Source organism: Leptolyngbya iicbica LK (genome assembly GCF_004212215.1).
Lineage (GTDB): Bacteria > Cyanobacteriota > Cyanobacteriia > Phormidesmidales > Phormidesmidaceae > Halomicronema > Halomicronema iicbica.
In genome coordinates this window covers 119190-137225 of the sequence record NZ_QVFV01000007.1, presented here as the reverse complement: position 1 = coordinate 137225, position 18036 = coordinate 119190, and the positions used below count along the sequence as shown (strand labels likewise).

Genomic DNA, 18036 nt, shown 5'->3' with positions numbered 1-18036 from the left:
GCGATGAGAACACGTTGTTTAGGACACCCAAAGAAGCCGTACTGAGTTCCCGGCGGCGACCGATTTGCGGCGGGCCAGGACAAGCGAATATCGGTCAGGCGTTAGCCACGCCCCAAAAGTCAAACATCATTAAGCAGGGCAATATTAACGGCTAAAATCTGTCAATCCTAATGCAGATAGACGAGGCGCAGCTCTGGGAATATTCGTCCCAATCATTAAAATGTCGGCAGGGTAATCGGCAGGACAGACCATCCCGAAACATGATTCATTCGCTTGAATAGAAACGAAGAGTTGAATGAGCTGAGAAACTGCTCCTCTGAGCGCATTCTGACTTCATCAACCAGTCGCTTAGACCTCGTCCATCCCCTCTAGATAGCAGGTTGTCACGTCGTAATGCTCAGCGTCGAAGGTTATCAAGATTTAGACTTGATTCACAGCGGTTTCAACTCTCAGGTCTATCGCGCCGACCGGGCCTCTGACCAGCAGCCGGTCGTGCTCAAAATTTTGCGTAAGTCCTATCCGACGCCTGAAGAAGTGGCGCGCTTTCGGCTGGAATATGACCTGACGAAATGCTTGACAACGCCCGGCATCATTCAAGCCTATGGCCTAGAGCCCTACAACAATACGTTGATGCTGGTGCTGGAAGACTATGGCGGGCAGTCTCTCAAAGTCCTGATGGAGAGCGTGCCCCTGACCGTGCCCGCAGTGCTGGAAATTGCGTTGCAGGTGGCCCAGGCGCTAGCGGTGATTCATCAGCATGGCATCATTCACAAAGACATTAATCCCGCCAATATTCTGCTGAATCAGGCCACGGGCAAAGTCAAAATTATCGACTTTGGCATCGCCACCCAGCTCTCGCAGGAAAACACGCGCCCCGGCAATCTGGACAGCCTGGAGGGCACCCCGGCCTATCTCTCGCCGGAGCAGACGGGACGCATGAACCGCTCGTTGGACTACCGCAGCGACTTTTATTCCCTCGGGGCGACGCTGTATGAGTTGCTAACGGGGCAGCCCCCCTTTGTGAGCGAAGACTTGGCGGAATTGGTGCATAGCCACATCGCCCGCCAGCCGATCGCTCCCGCCCAGATCGAGCCCACAATTCCCGACATGGTGTCGCAAATCGTCATGCGACTGCTCGCCAAAAACGCCGAAGCGCGGTATCAAAGTGCCCACGGGTTGGCCCATGATTTGCAGCGCTGTTTACAAGCCTGGCAAGCAGCCGGACACATTGAACCGTTTGAACTGGGCCAGGCCGATCGCAGCGATCGCTTCCAAATTCCCCAAAAGCTGTACGGTCGCGAGGCCGAGGTCGCCGCCTTACTCGCCGCCTTTGACCGCGTGAGCCAAGCCGATACTCCGGCGGAACTGGTGCTCGTGTCGGGCTATTCGGGCATCGGCAAATCGGCCCTGGTACAAGAAATCCATAAGCCGATCACGGCGAAGCGGGGCTATTACATCAGCGGCAAATACGACCAGTTTCAACGCAACCTGCCCTATAGCGCGTTGATTCAAGCGTTCACCACGCTGGTGCGGCAGTTGCTCACCGCCAGTCGGGACGAGATTGATCGGTGGCGCGATCGCCTCAACGCTGCCCTCGCCCCCAATGCCGCTGTGCTGATTGAAGTGATCCCCGAGTTGGAGCTGATTTTGGGGCCGCAACCCGAGGCTCCCACCCTCAGTGCTGACGCCGCCCAAAATCGGCTGAACCTGGTGTTCGAGCAATTTATTCGCGTCTTCAGTCAGCCCCAGCATCCCCTAGTGCTGTTTTTAGACGACTTGCAATGGGCCGACAGTGCCTCACTCCAGCTCATTCAGGTGCTGATGCGGGCCGATGCCCAACAGTCCCTGCTCCTGGTAGGGGCCTATCGCGACAACGAGGTGGATGCGACCCATCCCCTGCGGGCCACCCTGGCGGACTTGCAGCAAGCCCAGGTCACGATTCACGATTTTCACCTGACAGCCCTGCAGTTTGGGCAGATTCAGGCACTCTTGCAAGACACGTTTGTGGGCGTCAGTGCCGAGGACTGTCAGGCCCTCGCGACCCTGTTGCAAGCCAAAACCAACGGCAACCCGTTCTTTATGGGGGAGTTTTTGAAGTCGCTTTACAGCGATGGGCTGGTCTATTTCGAGCCCTCCAAAGGCTGGCAGTGGAGCCTCGACCAGATTGAAGCGGCGCAAATCACCGATAACGTGGTCGAGCTGATGGCCGACAAATTGCAAAAGCTGCCAGAGGCGACGCAACAAGCCCTGCAAGTGGGCGCGGGCATCGGTAATGTGTTTACGCTGCATTTAGTCGCCGCAGTGCGGCAAGCCGCCCCCCAGCAAACGGCGGCGGCCCTGTGGGAAGCGGCTCAGCAGGGGTTGATCATCCCTGAAGACGACAACTACAAACTGTGGCAGGCGATCGCGGCCCATGACGATGACCCATTCACCATGACCGCTGGGGTCAGCTACCGCTTTTTGCACGATCGCGTGCAGCAGGCCGCCTACTCGCTGATTGATCCCGCCCAAATTAATGCCCTGCACTTGCAAATTGGGCGCACCTGGCAGCAACAACTCACCGCCGAGCAGCAGCAAGAACGCCTGTTTGACCTGGTGAATCAGCTCAACTTTGGGGTCGAGTTGCTCACTGCGGATGATGAGCGGCAAGCCCTGGCGGAACTGAACTTGGCAGCAGGGCAAAAGGCGATCGCGGCCGCCGCCTATGTGCCCGCCTATGCCTATCTGAGCGCCGGACTGCGCTGCCTGTCGGCGCAAAGTTGGCAACTGCAATACGACCTGACCCTGCAACTGCACCAAGCCGCCACCGAAGCTGCCTTTCTAAGTGGCGACTTTGAAGCGATGGATCGGCTGGTGACGACCGTCGTCAGCCAGGCCCACGACGTGTTGGATTGCGTCGCGGTGTATACCGTGCAGATTCAGGCGTTGATGGCCCGCCACGAACTCGCCGCCGCCGCTCAGCTAGGACTGCGGGTGTTGCAACAACTGGGGGTGAAACTGCCCGCCGCGCCGAATCAAATGCAGATTTTGCTGGGACTAGCGCGGACGAAGCTGGCTCTATGGGGCAAACCGACCCCGAACCTGGCACAACAGCCGGATATGAGCGATCCCTACGCGATCGCGGCCACCCGGATTTTGGCCAGCATTGCCTCAGCCACCTATTTGGCGGTGCCGAACCTGTTTCCCCTGACGGTGTTCAAACAAGTAGAGCTATCGGCTCGGTATGGCAATTTGCCGCTGTCGGCGTTTTCCTACGCCATGTATGGCCTGATTTTGTGTGGAGTGGTGGGCGATCTCAAGGGCGGCTACGGCTTTGGGGAACTCGCCATGGCCCTGCTCAACCGCTTTCAGGCTCAGGCGTTGCCCCCCCGCACCCTCTTCGTGGTGAATTCTTTTGTGCGGCACTGGCGGGATCCCCTGCCGGAGACCCTGCCAGAACTACAGCGGGGCTTCCAAGCCGGGTACGAAACCGGCGATACGGAATATGCGGGCTTTTGTGCTCAGCTCTCGACCATGCACGGCTTATTTGCAGGGGAACCCCTGCCTGAGTTGGCCGAGCGAGCGCAAACTTTTGCTGAGGCGATTCTCAAGTTTAAAAAGCTGCCCATCTATGAATTGATTCAGCAGTCGCGACAGACGATCGCCAATTTGCAGGGGACGAGTGAGCAGCCGACCGCATTAGTGGGCGAATTTTATGACGTGCAGGAGAAGCTGCCGCAACATCTAGACGCCAACTACCGCACCGCCATTTTTTACGCCTACTCTTATCAGCTTATGCTGCACTACAGCTTTGGAGACTATGAGGGGGCGATCGCGGCCGCTGATGCTGGTCAGCAATATCTCGAAGCGGTGGTGGCGCTGTATATTACCGGCTGGTTTACGTTTTACAGCGCCCTGACGCAGCTGGCCTTGGTGGCGACCGCTGCGCCCCAGCATCGCCGTCAGCTCATCCGGGCGGCGAAAAAAAATCGCCGTAAATTAGCGACATGGGCCGCTTCTGCGCCGACCAATTACGCCCACAAACTCGCCCTGGTAGACGCCGAACTTCAGCGGGTGCAAGGGCGCTATCAACAGGCGGAAATCGCCTACGATCGCGCCATTCACCTGGCGTTAGACCATCAGTTCATCTCCGAAGCCGCCCTCGCCAACGAACGCGCCGCGCTGTACTACCTCGACCAGCAGCGCCCCAAAATTGCCACGCCCTATCTACAAGAGGCGCACTATCTCTATGGCCAGTGGGGGGCCACCGCCAAGGTCAACGCCCTCGTCGACGAGTTTCCGCAGTTGACGTCGCTGAACACCGACCCTACCAGTCGTAGTGTCTATTCCACTCTGGGGAATACGGTGTCGGTGCATACCACCGGGGGCAAAAGTAACGACAATCTGGATTGGATGACCGCCATGCGCGCCTCCCAAGCCCTGTCGGAGGAAATTCAGCTCGACAAACTGCTGAAAACACTGATGCGGCTGTTGATTGAAAATGCCGGGGCGCAGCGGGGGCTGCTGCTGCTGGAAACCGATGGCGACTTTCGCATTGAGGCTCAGGGCAGTGTCGATCAGGCCGAGGATGAGCAAGCCGATGTGGAAGTCACGGAGTCGATCGCGATCGCCGACATCGCCGATGCTGACGTGCTCTCTGTCGGCATCGTCAACTACGTTGCCCGCACGCAAAACAGTGTCGTACTCAACGACGCCACCCAAATCGGCGACTTTGTGCAAGATGCCTACGTGCAAGCCCATCAGCCCCAGTCCATTCTCTGTGCGCCGCTGCTGAATCAGGGCAAACTGGCGGGCATCGTTTATCTCGAAAACAACCTGACCACGGGGGCGTTCACCCCCAAACGGTTGGAACTGCTGAACCTGATTTCGACCCAGGCGGCGATTTCCATTGAAAATGCGCGGTTGTATACCGACCTAGCGACGTTGAACAAAGCCTATGAGCGCTTTGTGCCGGGGCAATTTTTGCAGCTCTTAGGCAAAGACAGCATCACCAAGGTGGAGCTGGGCGACAGTGTCCGCCAGGAAATGTCCATCCTGTTTTCCGACATTCGCGACTTTACGGCCCTATCCGAAAAGCTCTCCCCCGAAGATAACTTTGCCCTCATTAACAGTTTTCTCAGTCGCATGGATCGCGTCATTGCCGAGCACAACGGCTTTATTGATAAGTACATCGGCGATGCGATCATGGCGCTCTTTAGTGGCTCTGCCGACGAAGCGGTGCAGGGCGGCATTGCCATGCTAGAGCAGTTGCGCGCTTACAACGAGCATCGTTCCCACAACGGCTATCAACCCCTGCGCATCGGCATCGGCATCAATACTGGCTCTTTGATGCTGGGCACGGTCGGCGGCCAAAACCGCATGGATAGTACGGTCATTAGCGATGCCGTCAACCTGGCCTCGCGCATTGAGGGACTGACCAAGGTCTATGACGTGCCCCTGCTCATTGGTGAAGGCACCTTTTTTAACCTGACTGACCACGATCGCTACCACCTGCGCATTGTGGACAAAGCCAAAGTCAAAGGCAAGTCGATCGCCGTGACGGTGTACGAAGTGTTTGACGCCGATGAGCCGGTAATTAAAGCAGGCAAAATCCAAACGCGATCGCAGTTTGAGCAAGGCTTGCTGCTCTACTACAACCAAAAGTTTGGTGAAGCCTACCAACGCTTTCAAGAATGCCTCACCTATAATCCTGGGGATTCCGTTGCCCGAATTTATGTGGAACGCTGTCAGTCACAACTCTGATCCCCTTGGCTGGTGCGGGAGCGATCGGTCAAATCCTTTCCTGAAAATTCGTCGTCCCTAGAAATCTGCGCTTGTCCGTACTGAATGTGTGGGCAAGCCGCTGTGCGTTTAGGGGTTACCTACCACCCATCCACCCTGCCACCCTGCCACCCATCCACCCCGTCACCCATCCACTCTTTCTTCCCACGCTGACCCTATGCCTGATCTCAGTTTCCCAAAAGCGGCGATGACCGCCGATCGCATCGACCACATTGGCGACACCCTGCTGACCCTGAACTGCATCGAGGGCACCGTCCCGACTGACTGGTACGGTTCCTCCTTTTTCATTGCCCCCGTCGGCACCGTCGCCTCTGACGGGTTGCCCAATCCCAACGGCACCCACATTTTCAACAGCGACGGCATGGTTTACCGGCTCGATCTGGGCGCGGGCGAAGTGAAGGCAGCGAATCGCCTCATGCGCACCCCTTGCCACTACGCCGATCGCGCCACCTTTGATGATCCGGTCTTTCAGCCTTATCAGTTTCGCGACTATGGCATGTTGCGGTTTTCCTTTGCGTTGGGCCTGCGGGATGAGGTGGACATCGCCTTTTTGCCCTTCAAAGCAGCGGGGGAAGACCAGGATCGGCTGCTGGTGACTTACGAGGCCGGTCGCCCCTACGAAATTGATACCTACAGCCTGGAGGTCATCACCCCAGTCGGTCAGCAACAAGACTGGCAAGCCTTTTTGCCGATGAACTATCCTTTTGCGCCGTTGATGACCACCTCGCACCCCGCCTACGACGGCTACACCCACGAGGTGTTCATGGTGAATTACGGGCGATCGCTCAACAACTTTTTGGAGAGTGCCCGCTTTGTCTACGGGCTCGAAGGGTTGCCCCAAGAAGTGGAGCAAGTGCTGCATCACTTAGCCGAAATTCTCAATGCGCCTTTGCTCAAAGGGCCGTTGGCGAGCCTGGTGAGTTTGGCCGAAGGGGTCAGCCAGCACCTGTGGGAATGGGTCGGTCACCTGCTGGGAGAGGTGCTGCCTAACTTTACATACCTCGTCAGTTGGGATGGGCAGGGCGACATTCAGCGGTGGCAACTGGTGATGCCCGATGGCACCCCCGTCCGCATTGAGCAGAGCATGCATCAGGTCGGCGTCACCCAAGACTATGTGGTGATTATGGACACGTCGTTGAAAATTGGGCCAGAGCAAATTCTCAACAATCCCGTGCCCGAGAGTCCTGAAACGGAGCGCCTGCTGCGCCAGACGCTGACTCGCCCCCAGCAGCCCGACTCGCCCACCTACATTGTCAAACGGGCCGACCTTGAGGCCACAGCCACCCCCAACGCCGACGGCACGATTCCCACGGTGACGGCCCAGTCCACCCGCATTCCGATGGAGATCGTCCATTACCTGGTGGATTACGACAATCCCAACGGCGAAATCACCCTGCATGCGGCCCACCTCGCCGCCACCGACATCGGCGAATGGCTGCACGACTTCGACGTATTCAAATTTGACCCGCCCCACGGGCCGCCCGCCTGGCTGCGGGGCATGATTGCCAACGGGCAAATGGATATTGGCCGCGTTGCCCGCTATCGCATCGACGGCGACACGGGACGGCTCACCGAGGCCAAAATCACCTACGACAGCAAGCGCCACTGGGGCATCGGTTTCTACGCCTATCAGGAGCGCACCGCCGAGGGGATGCCGCCCCGCCAACTCAAAAAGCTGTACTGGCAGTCCCTCGGCTTTTGGCCGGAGTTGCTGACGGAGTTTGTCTACGACCTCTACACCGACTATCCCTATCGAGCGATCGCCCTCTCAGAGCTGCTCGACCAGGAAGCAGATCGCCCCTCGTCTTTATTCCAGGTCGATGCCGCCACGCTGGACATCACCGCCGCCTACGATGCGCCGCCCGGCTACTTTCTCAGCTCTCCCCAGTTCGTGCCCCGCCAAAACGGCGACGACAGCGGCGAAGACGGTTACATTATTTGCACCGCCTTTGGCACCGATCCCCAGGCGGAAGAGACGGTGGATCGCGATCGCAAAGAAATTTGGGTCTTCCGCGCTGACGACATCGCCGCTGGCCCTGTGTGCAAACTGAGCCATCCCGAGTTTCAGTTTGGCTTTACCATGCACACCGACTGGCTACCCGCGATCGCTCCCCGCACCGCCACCTACAACGTCCCCGTGCGCCAGGATTACGATCCCCTACTCACTCAACCGGAGATCCGGCGTCTGTTCAACGAAAAGGTTTATCCTCACTTTGAATCCCCAGCCTCTTAATGCGTTTGAATCCCCAGCCTCTTAATGCGCCCGACTGTTCATTGTTCATCAGGTGAATGCCCATGGTTTCTAAGCGCGATCGCATTTGCATTGTGGGAGCTGGTGCCGCCGGACTCTCCACTGGCTACTACCTCAAGCAAAAGGGTTACCACAACGTCGTCGTGCTGGAAAAGCAGGGCCGCGTCGGGGGCCTGTGCTGTTCCGTCACCCATGAGGGCAAATCCTTCGATTTAGGGGCCAACTACCTCACCCCAGCCTACAAAGAGGTGTTGGCGCTTGCCGACCAAGTCGGCGCTGACCTCTACACCGAGGGGCCAGGCCAGGTTTACAACCCCCTAAAGTCCCAGCCGGGGCAACCCGCGTATCAGTCCATCATGAGTGCGGTAATGCAGGGCACCGACCCCATCACCTATGCGGCGGCGGTGGCGCGCTACACCTGGGAGCGACTGCAACTGGAACCGATGGTGTCCGTGCCGGGATTCCGGGGCATTAGCCAGCATCCTGAGCTCACCCAATCCTTTGCCGCCTGGCTCGAAGAAAAGGATCTGAGCTGCCTGGGCACCCTGTTCGAGATTCCGATTACGGCGATGGGCTACGGCTATCTCCACGAGATTCCCGCCATCTATGCCCTCAAATACATGACGCTGGAAACCTTTGGCACCCTGGTCACCTATGGGGCGGGGCTGGAATGCGGCTGGCCCAAGCGCTTTGTCCAGGGCTTTCAGCGCTTTTGGGAGCGCATCGCCTGGAATTTAGATGTGCGGCTGAATGTGGATATTCACTCGATTCAGCGGGGCGCAGGCATTGAAGTTAAATTCTCAGAGCGGGAGCAGGTGATTGATCGCTACGGGCGATCGCACCACCACGAAACCTTCGACTGGCTCATCCTCGCCTGTCCCCTCACCCTCGATGTGCTGGCCGAGGGCGACACCTCACTCCACCTTGATCTGTCAGACCATGAACGCGACTTGTTTCAGCAAATCGTGCTCAACCCCTACGCCCTGACCACCTACGCCATCCCCGACCTGTCGATGCCTACGAGCGTCACCAACGTCGTGCCACTGGATGCCATGGAAAATCCCTGGTTCATTTCCCAACAGTTTCCCGATAATGACCTGATCGCCTTTTACAGCCGCATCCCCGGCGAAGACTGGGCCACTTTGCAAACTACCGAAGAGGAGCAGCCAGTCTTAGAAGACTTCAAGCAACGCATTCTGGCGGGCATCGCAACAACCGTGACAAATCTGGGGGGCGAACTGCCTGAACAGTATTTCACCTACGACCTCTGGCCCTACTTCCCCCACGTCACGTCTGAGGCTCTAGCCAACGGCTTTTACGACCAGCTAGAAGCTATGCAGGGCCAGCGCCACACCTTTTACGTCGGCGGGCTGATGAACTTTGAACTGGTGGAAACGATCGTGGAATATACCAAAGCCCTCGTCCGCGACAAGTTTTGACCCTCAGGGGACGCACCCCTTTGGTACGTGTTTAGCGTCGATTTAAGCAGCGCGATTTTGCCGCACCATGGCTTGGGCGACTTGTTCGATGAACGAGTCGCCTCGNNNATCCTATCAGCGCGATAGTCACTACCTTAAGCCTCCTTTTCTCTGCTGGGAGGAATGACAACCGAACACAGACGCTAAACACGTACCCCCTTTGAGGGGTGCGTCCCCGGAACTCGCCGATGCCACTTTCGGATAAGGGGCAACTCGGGCGAGAAGGCTTTCTGGGCTTTGGTATAACGGTGGGGTGCAGTCCCAACTAATCAAGCATGATCACCCGATCGCCTTCGTCTACCAACACTGTCGTGTCCTCGCGGTGGTCACCCCCTTTTTTGTCTCAACTATTGACCTGGGGGGCTTTGGTCTATGGTGTGGTCTTGCGTTTAGGGTATTACAGCACTAACCGCTCCCTGTGGCACGACGAAGCGGCTGTGACCTTAAACATCCTCAACCGCAGCTATGGAGAGCTATTGCAGCAGCTCGATTATGGACAGGCTGCTCCGCCGTTATTTTTGTGGACGCAAAAGGCAGTAACGCAGCTTCTCGGCCCCAGTGAATATGCGTTGCGATTGTTGCCCGTCACAGCCAGCGTGCTTTCTCTGGGACTCTTTTACCATCTCTTGCAACGGTATGCCTCGCGCTGGGCCAGACCCATTGCGATGACCCTATTCGCCACGATGGGTTACGTTCTATATTTCGCGGCTGAAGTGAAGCCCTATGCCGGTGATCTGGCGATCGCCCTCGCGCTATTTCTGGTACTGATGCCCCTGAGCGATCGCCAGTTTTCCCGCCGTCAACAGGTCGGTTTTAGTTTGCTGGGGGCGGCATCTATCTGGCTGTCCTACCCCAGCGTTTTTATGCTGGCAGCGACGGCTGTTGCCACCGCCATCGACACCCCGCGATCGCGCCGCTGGTCTCAATTGCAAAATCGGTTGCCCGTTTACGGTGTCTGGCTGGCGAGCTTTTTGGGGCTGTACTTGGGCGTCATCCAGAACACCCTCGAAGCCGGTGAACTGGAGGCGGTATTTGAAAGTCGCTTCCCCAGTTCTGTCTGGGATGTTTGGTGGTTGGTGGATGCCTTAGGGCGAGTGTTTTACCGTCCCTTAGGTTTTTTGGGCATTCCCGAAGGATTTGCCGCGATCGCCTGTCTTACAGGTTGCATCTGGCTTTACCGCTACCAGCGTCGAACCTTAGTGCTACTGCTGTTGCCGATTGGGGTCACATTACTGGCCGGATATTTGCAGCACTATCCCTTTCGTGATCGGTTGATTTTGTTCCTGGCTCCCTTTGGTTTTCTGCTGATTGCCGAAGGCATTGCCTGGCCCCTGCGACAGCCGCGCTGGTGGGGTAAGGCATGGGGCTGGCTGTTGGTCGCAGTGCTACTGGTGCCGGTGACCTGGCGGACGACGACTCAGGCATTCCAAACAGATACGACCCCGTTATTCCATGCCTTTGCCATCCGACCAGCGGTGCAATACATCCAAAGCAACTGGCAGGAATCAGATGTGATTTTTGTGGAGTCGCGGGGTCGGCGGCCATTTCAGTACTATGCTCAGCGCTTTGACTTTGCATCAGACGATCACATTTTGAGCGACGCTCGCCTACCGGCAGCAGCGGATGTCAGCGTGGAGTATTTTGACGAGATTCTGACGCCCTTTGCCGATGCCCCTCGACTCTGGCTCTTCTTTGTGCTCCAGAGTGACTCGCTACCCGCCCCAGACGACTTGCTCACGGTTTTGAATGATTATTTTCAAAGTGAACCTTTGGATGTGCTCAAAACTTCTAATACCTTGACCTGCCTTTATGAGCCCGCTTCTGCCACCCCGTAAGTGGGAAGTGGTGAGTGGGGTGTGTGGGACGATCGCGGCAGACCATCAAGCCGATATCCAGTTAGCAAATTCGTCTGCAAATTGGGACAGCAATAGGAGATGGACACGCGGATCACTGGTTGCGCGATCGCGTTCTGCCGCCGTGTTATAGCCCCAATCCGCCAAAAATAACGTGATGTCATTTAATGCCGAATCTGCTTGCACCTTATCTAGCGTTTTCAGGCGATCTTCGACAAACCAGATCGGTTGGGCAGCAGCGGCAGCGATCGGCGGCTCGGCTTGCAGTTGCTTGAGGGTGGTGGTTTTCGGTTGTTGAATTTCTTTGCCGATAATTTGCTCGCGGGGCAACTCGACCCCAGCTTGAGCCAACAGTTCCTGAATGAAGCGCCCCTCTTTGGTGGAAATGATGACGGGAAAGACGCCCGCCGCGATCGCCCCTTGCAACCGCTCAATCACGCCGGGATAAAAGCGATGGAGGCTCAGCCAGCCCGCTAAGTCAGACTGCATCCAGCGATCGCGCACGCCATCCACCGCCGCCATTGCCACATCTGATGGAATTTTCGTCTCTGCCAAAATTTCCTGCACGATCGTGGGCCAGTGGTCCAACACGGCGGCATCTTCGACTCCCTGCTGGAGTGCGTGAAGCAACAGCGGCATTTCCCACCCGGTTTCAATCACGGGCCGCAGAGGGTAAAAGCGCTCGGCTAATCCCGCCGGGGGGACCGTAGGCGATTGGTCAAACAGTTGGCAATAGGCTTGCCAGGCAGTCTGAAAATATTCCACCAGGCCATCGCAGAGCACACCGTCAAAGTCGAGGGCGAGAATTGCAGGAGTCGGCATAGGGCGCACCAGGTCGTTAGGGCAGCAAGTCATCGAAGCGGTCGGGAGGCGGTATCCCGACCACACTATATTCGTTGATGAGACAATAACTTTGTTAAGGGATGCTGAAAAAGCCGATTTTCACTTTGCATAATCGGATACGTTTTGAATGGCCGAAACGTTGCGGCAGTCGCCATCGTCGGGGATTTGAGTACACCTTGTGCCCGTCTTTGCGGTAGACAGCAAACGGCCTCAAAGCCTGCGATATCAAGTGATTTTACTGAGTACACAATACCTGTCGCAGGCTCTCAAAATACGTGTACTGAGGCAGCAAAATACTCGTGCCTACCCCTCCAATAAAGTCGAGACCGTCGCTAGGGTCAGCGATCGCCCACCTGAGTACATCACTAATATCCTTAGTAAGTTTGGACGGCCGACGGCGGCTGATTGTTAACTGAGGCGGTTGGTATAAGCAAGGAAACCAAGCCCCTTGCGCGTCATGTCTCTTTCTTCCCCTCGTCTAACAACTACTCAGTGGCGATTGTCTGGACTTTGCGGGTTCCGTACCCTACCGCTAGTCGCAGATTTTCAGGCGATTTTTGAACGAGACCCCGCCGCCACCCACTGGCTGGCAGTCTTACTGTGTTCTGCCGGACTGCATGCGATCGCTCTCCATCGCTTGGCCCATGCCCTTCATCGCCAACAACTGCCGCTATTGCCGCGACTCATTAGCCACCTCAGCCGCTGCCTGACGGGCATCGAAATTCATCCCGGTGCGCAGTTGGGGCGCGGCCTGGTCATCGACCATGGCATGGGTGTCGTGATTGGCGAAACGGCGATCGTGGGCGACTACGTGTTGATTTACCAAGGCGTCACCCTGGGCGGCACGGGCAAAGAGACCGGCAAGCGACACCCCACCGTGGGCAACCGCGTCGTCATCGGAGCTGGAGCCAAAGTCCTCGGCAACATTCACATCGGTGAGGGTGCTCGCATTGGGGCCGGTTCCGTTGTTTTGACCGCCGTGCCCGCCAACTGCACCGCCGTCGGCGTGCCCAACCGCATCGTTGGCCGCTGCAACATCGCCGATGCGCCGCTTAACCATGCCCAGTTGCCCGATGCCGAAGCCGCCACCATCCGGCAATTGCTCGATCGCATCGAAGCCCTCGAAACCCAGGTTCAGCAGCTGGCGGCGGCCCGCGCTCTCACTCCTTCCCCGGTTCTCTCCCATGAATAATCCCCACTCAGCGACCGCTGTCCGCTTTGCGGTGAGTTCGATTCAACGGTGCGATCGCTGGTCGATTTACCACCGATTACAAGAACTCAACATTCCCTGTGCTTGCCCTGCAGACGGCACCCTGCGCCTTGAAGTTAATCATGCAGTGGCCCTGATCTTGGCCCGCAGCACCGTCCAACAGTTCACCACCACCTTCCAAGAACAACGCGACTGGCTCGATCGCTGCTGGCACACCTCTGTTCTCAGCCATCCCCCCGTCCCCTAGCCCTTACTCCCTCACTCCCCTGCCCTCTCTGCCCCCCCGCTCCCCTTACCCTCTACCCCCCACCCTCACCATGTTTACCTCCCTCACCGTTGTCAGTTTCTTCTTCGCCTTTGCCTGGTTACAACAATGCTTTCTCAATCGCTTGATGAAAGCCGATCTCGAAGCCCTGCAATCCCATCCAGCCAATTCGCCGACCCACAGCAATCCCCCTTCCTGACCGCTGCCCCACCCCGTTGCCCGCTGCCCCCTTGCGCTCCACTCTGAGAAGGAAGCCACCATGACTCAGCCCCCCGCAATTGCCATCAATGACACGACCCTGCGCGATGGCGAACAAGCCGCTGGCGTAGCCTTTGGGTTCGAAGAAAAGATCGCGATCGCCAAATTCCTCGATGCCATTGGTGTGCAGGAGTTAGAAGTCGGCATCCCCGCCATGGGTGCAGCCGAAGCCCAGGCCATTCGTGCGATCGCCGACCTGGATCTGAATGCTCACCTACTCGGCTGGAACCGGGCCGTCATCAGCGATATCGAAGCCTCGCTGCACTGCGGGCTCAAGCGGGTCCATATCTCCATTCCCGTATCCGACATCCAGATTCAGGTCAAGTTTCAGGGGCGCTGGGCCCGGATGCTGGAACAGTTGCGCGATGCGATCGCCTTTGCTCGCGACCATGGCTTAGAAGTCAGTGTGGGCGGCGAAGACAGCTCCCGCGCTGATGACACCTTCCTAATCGATGCCGCCCAATATGCCCAGGAATGGGGCGCATTTCGCTTCCGGTTTTGTGACACTGTCGGCATTCTCGACCCCTTCAGCACCTACGACAAAGTGCAGCGACTGGTGGCCGCCCTCGACATTCCCGTCGAGATGCACACCCACAATGATCTGGGCTTAGCCACGGCCAACGCGCTTGCAGGCGTCCGCGCTGGCGCCACTTCGGTCAACACCACCGTTAACGGGCTGGGCGAACGCGCCGGTAATGCCGCCCTGGAAGAAGTCGTGATGACGCTGAAGCAAATCTATGGGATGAAGTTGGGCATCCAGACCCAGCATTTTTTAGAGTTATCCCGCTTCGTGGCGAAGGCGGTGAACTGCCCAGTGCCCCCCTGGAAAGCGATCGTCGGCCAAAACACGTTCGCCCATGAGTCCGGCATTCACGCCCACGGCATCTTGCAAAATCCCAGCACCTACGAACCCTTCGATCCCAAAGAAGTCGGCTGTCAGCGCAGCCTCGTCATCGGCAAACATTCGGGCCGCAGCCTGCTCAATCAGGTGCTGCAAACCTATGGCGTGCAGCTCGATGCCCAAAATGGTCAATCGGTCTTGCAAGCAGTGCGCGATCGCTCCACCCAACTCAAGCGCAGCCTCACCCCCGACGAACTGCTCGCCCTCGTTTCCTATGAGTCTGATCAGACCCAGCCCAGCCTCCGCTAACCCCTAACACGGCACATGATCGAGCCCTGCTCCCCTACTCCCCTACTCCCCTACTCCCCTACTCCCCTACTCCCCTACTCCCCTACTCCCCTACTCCCCTACTCCCCTACTCCCCTCCTCCCCTACTCCCCTACTCCCCTACTCCCCTACTCCCCTCCTCCCCTACTCCCCTACTCCCCTACTCCCCTACTCCCCTACTCCCCTACTCCCCTACTCCCCTACTCCCCTACTCCCCTGCCCTGCCCCTGCCCTGCCCCTCCCATCGAAATCACATTGAGGAAAATTCATGAAAGTCATGCTGCACAACGGTGAAAACGGCCAACTCATGGTTTACGTCGCCAAAAAAGACCTGGAAGAAGCAGTCGTGAGCCAAAGTACCGACGGCGACGCCACCCTGGTCACCCTGTCGAACGGCTGGGAGCTCTCCATCAATGGCCTGACCGAACCCCTGCAACTCCCCAAAACCGTCAACGCCAAACGCCTCAATTGATTAACCAGCAACCGTCCACTTGAAGACAGTAAATGAGTGAGTGGCAGAAGCAGTTCAAACTTCTGATTGTGAGCACTCCTGCTCCTCCGCTCCTCCGCGCCCCTGCTCCTCCGCGCCCCTGCTCCTCCGCTCCCCTGCTCCCCCTGCCTCTCCGCTCCCCTACCCTCTACTTCCCATGCCCACCAATCCCCCCAGCCCCTCGCGCCTGTTCAACCTGGAAGGCACACTCGTTGACTTTCTCGGTGGCAAGCCCCACAAACCCAAGTCACTAGTTTTAGACATTGAGCAAGAACCCATCGCGATTCAACTGCCGAAGGAATTGCGATCGCGCATTCAGAGCTATCTCCAACCCGGCGATCGCGTCTCCTGCGTCGGCTTTACCGAAGTGGACTATAAAGCGGGACTGATCAAGCTCAAAGCCGCTCAGGTCTTTGGCCTCAGTCGCCCCGCGATCGCGCCGACAGCCGCCCCTACGCCCCCCTGCTCTCCTGCTCCCTGCCTAACTCACCCGTCTTCCTCTTCCACAGCTACGAACTCCCCCAGCAAAATATTGGTATGTCGCAAATCGGGTTGCCAAAAACGGGCCGGCAAGTCAGTGCTCGCCGCGGTCGAACAAGCCCTGCAAGACCACCAACTCGCCGATCAGGTCAAAATCCAATACACGGGCTGTCAAAAGCGCTGCTCCAAAGCGCCCAGCCTCACGATTATGCCCGGCAAACACCGCTACAGCAGTCTGAAACCACAACACATTCCCGCGCTGATTGAAGAGCACTTTTGCCCAGCCAAATAGTCCAAGCACAGGCCAACGAGGCAGGGAGATTAGAGCCGTTGGCCCCCTAAGACAGCGGTTCATCACCTATAGCAATCCGCAGTCAGGTGCCGAGAACCCCAAAATTTAAAGCATGGGCATTAAATCTGAGTGTGGACAGCCGTCTCGGCTGTCCCGACGCAGGCAAGATGCCTGCGCAACAAAAGTGGGATTTTATAACATCCTGCTGCTTCAGCCCCTAGTTTGTCTGCCCAAGAGATGAACGGAGCGATCGGCGCAACGCTATCCCAGAAGGCAGCGAAGTAAAAGGGGGAGGAAAATCAGAACAGTGATGCTGATGCTGACTCAGGTTTCTCCATCGGCAGGGTCAGGTCGTATATTCGGCGTTGATGCGGACGTAGTCGTAGCTAAAGTCGCAGCCCCAAGCGATGCCCTGTCCGGGGCCGTGTCCCACACTCACGTCAATGTTGACGGTGTCCGTTTGCAGGTATTCTCCCTCTGTGGCCTGCTTCAAATAATGGCTGGCGGCGGGGCGATCGAAGGGCAACGGTTGCCCGTGCTCCATCAGCAAAAAATCGCCCAGTTGAATGCGCAAATCGCCCTGATCAAAGGGGATACCAGCGCGGCCCGTCACCGCCGCAATGCGGCCCCAGTTGGGGTCGTGGCCAAAGATGGCGCATTTCAGCAGCGAAGAACCGGCGATCGCTTTGGCAATTTGGCGCGCCGCAGCATCGTCCGCCGCTCCACTCACGGTCACTTCCATCAGACAGGTGGCCCCTTCGCCATCACGGGCGATCGCCTTCGCTAAGTGATCGCATACTGCCGTCAGCATGGCCTCCAACCGCGCCGCTTCCGGACCCGATTCGGTGATGGCTGGGGTGCGCGATTCGCCATTTGCCAACGCCAACACACAGTCATTAGTGCTGGTGTCGCCATCCACCGTGATTTGGTTAAAGCTATGGGCGATCGCCCGCCGCAACATCGACTGCCACAAGGACGGCGACACCGTCGCATCGCAGGTAATGAATCCCAGCATGGTCGCCATATTGGGGTGAATCATGCCAGAGCCCTTAGCGATGCCGCCCACCCGCACCGGGCGACCATCTAAATCCATTTCTAACGCGATGGACTTGGTCACTAAATCAGTGGTGATAATGGCTTTCGCCGCATCATCAGAGCCCGTGGTCGACAAGGCCGCCACCACTTGGGGAATGCCCGCTTGCAGCGCGTCCATCTTAATGCGCTGGCCAATCACCCCGGTCGAGGCGACGAGCACCGACTCTTCGGCAATCTGCAATGCCTGAGCCGCAGCGGCACAGGTCGCCACGGCATCTTGCCAGCCTTGGGTCCCCGTACAGGCATTGGCCTGCCCCGCATTCACCACAATCGCCTGGGCATAGGGCTTGGCCTCTAACCGCTGGCGACAGTAATCGACACAGGCGGCGCGGACTTGACTTTGGGTGTAGACCCCAGCAGCGATCGCATTCGTATCAGACACAATCAAGGCGAGGTCTGCCGCGCCCGACGGCTTCAACCCCGCTGCTACCCCGGCTGCCCGAAACCCTTTTGGCGCGGTCACGCCACCTTCTACCACTTGCCAATCTGCCATGTCACTTCATCTGCTTAGCTAGTCGATCACCGTCCCACCACTGCCCAACCGTCTCAAGGCCTCAGGCCTTGCCACTGCA

Annotated in this window: 13 protein-coding genes; 11 read left to right on the top strand and 2 right to left on the bottom strand. The window is 57.8% G+C overall.

Going from position 1 to position 18036, the window contains the following annotated elements; genetic code table 11:
- The first annotated feature begins 14 nt into the window (after positions 1-14).
- From DYY88_RS24320 to DYY88_RS20430, 5 genes are all read left to right on the top strand, one after another.
- On the top strand, positions 15-155 hold the full coding sequence (locus DYY88_RS24320) for a hypothetical protein (RefSeq protein ID WP_160299558.1): 141 nt from the start codon (positions 15-17) through the stop codon (positions 153-155).
- A gap of 238 nt (positions 156-393) precedes the next feature.
- Positions 394-5742: an AAA family ATPase gene (locus DYY88_RS20445; protein ID WP_039727204.1), complete on the top strand. Its 5349-nt coding sequence runs from the start codon at positions 394-396 to the stop codon at positions 5740-5742.
- 196 nt (positions 5743-5938) lie between these two features.
- On the top strand, positions 5939-8014 hold the full coding sequence (locus DYY88_RS20440; protein ID WP_039727201.1) for a carotenoid oxygenase family protein: 2076 nt from the start codon (positions 5939-5941) through the stop codon (positions 8012-8014).
- 62 nt (positions 8015-8076) lie between these two features.
- Positions 8077-9471 (top strand): FAD-dependent oxidoreductase, encoded by a 1395-nt coding sequence (locus DYY88_RS20435; protein ID WP_039727200.1) that lies wholly within the window; start codon positions 8077-8079, stop codon positions 9469-9471.
- A 377-nt stretch (positions 9472-9848) separates the two neighbouring features.
- Positions 9849-11345, top strand: coding sequence for a glycosyltransferase family 39 protein (locus DYY88_RS20430; RefSeq protein WP_160299556.1), 1497 nt, complete (start codon positions 9849-9851; stop codon positions 11343-11345).
- A gap of 45 nt (positions 11346-11390) precedes the next feature.
- Here the strand turns inward: DYY88_RS20430 and DYY88_RS20425 are convergent, their stop codons facing one another.
- Positions 11391-12185: an HAD family hydrolase gene (locus DYY88_RS20425; RefSeq protein WP_039727199.1), complete on the bottom strand. Its 795-nt coding sequence runs from the start codon at positions 12183-12185 to the stop codon at positions 11391-11393.
- Between the two features lie 478 nt (positions 12186-12663).
- Between DYY88_RS20425 and cysE the strand changes: the two genes are divergently transcribed.
- The 6 genes from cysE (at position 12664) to DYY88_RS20400 (ending at position 16369) form a co-directional block, all read left to right on the top strand.
- A complete protein-coding gene (gene cysE / locus DYY88_RS20420; RefSeq protein ID WP_039727197.1) occupies positions 12664-13398 on the top strand; it encodes a serine O-acetyltransferase in 735 nt (244 codons plus the stop codon).
- Positions 13391-13663, top strand: coding sequence for an Asr1405/Asl0597 family protein (locus DYY88_RS20415; RefSeq protein ID WP_039727195.1), 273 nt, complete (start codon positions 13391-13393; stop codon positions 13661-13663). Before cysE ends, DYY88_RS20415 begins: the two co-directional genes overlap by 8 nt.
- A 70-nt stretch (positions 13664-13733) precedes the next feature.
- Positions 13734-13880 carry a hypothetical protein gene (locus DYY88_RS24315; RefSeq protein ID WP_160299555.1) on the top strand — a complete coding sequence of 49 codons (147 nt, stop codon included), beginning with the start codon at positions 13734-13736 and terminating at the stop codon, positions 13878-13880.
- A 60-nt stretch (positions 13881-13940) separates the two neighbouring features.
- Entirely contained in the window at positions 13941-15089 is a 1149-nt protein-coding gene (gene nifV / locus DYY88_RS20410) for a homocitrate synthase (protein ID WP_039727194.1), read from the top strand.
- A 286-nt stretch (positions 15090-15375) separates the two neighbouring features.
- Positions 15376-15579 (top strand): putative nitrogen fixation protein NifT, encoded by a 204-nt coding sequence (nifT, locus tag DYY88_RS20405; RefSeq protein WP_039727193.1) that lies wholly within the window; start codon positions 15376-15378, stop codon positions 15577-15579.
- Between the two features lie 175 nt (positions 15580-15754).
- A complete protein-coding gene (locus DYY88_RS20400; protein WP_039727190.1) occupies positions 15755-16369 on the top strand; it encodes a (2Fe-2S) ferredoxin domain-containing protein in 615 nt (204 codons plus the stop codon).
- Positions 16370-16715: 346 nt separating this feature from the next.
- Here the strand turns inward: DYY88_RS20400 and argJ are convergent, their stop codons facing one another.
- A complete protein-coding gene (gene argJ / locus DYY88_RS20395) occupies positions 16716-17957 on the bottom strand; it encodes a bifunctional ornithine acetyltransferase/N-acetylglutamate synthase (RefSeq protein ID WP_039727188.1) in 1242 nt (413 codons plus the stop codon).
- Positions 17958-18036 lie beyond the last annotated feature (79 nt).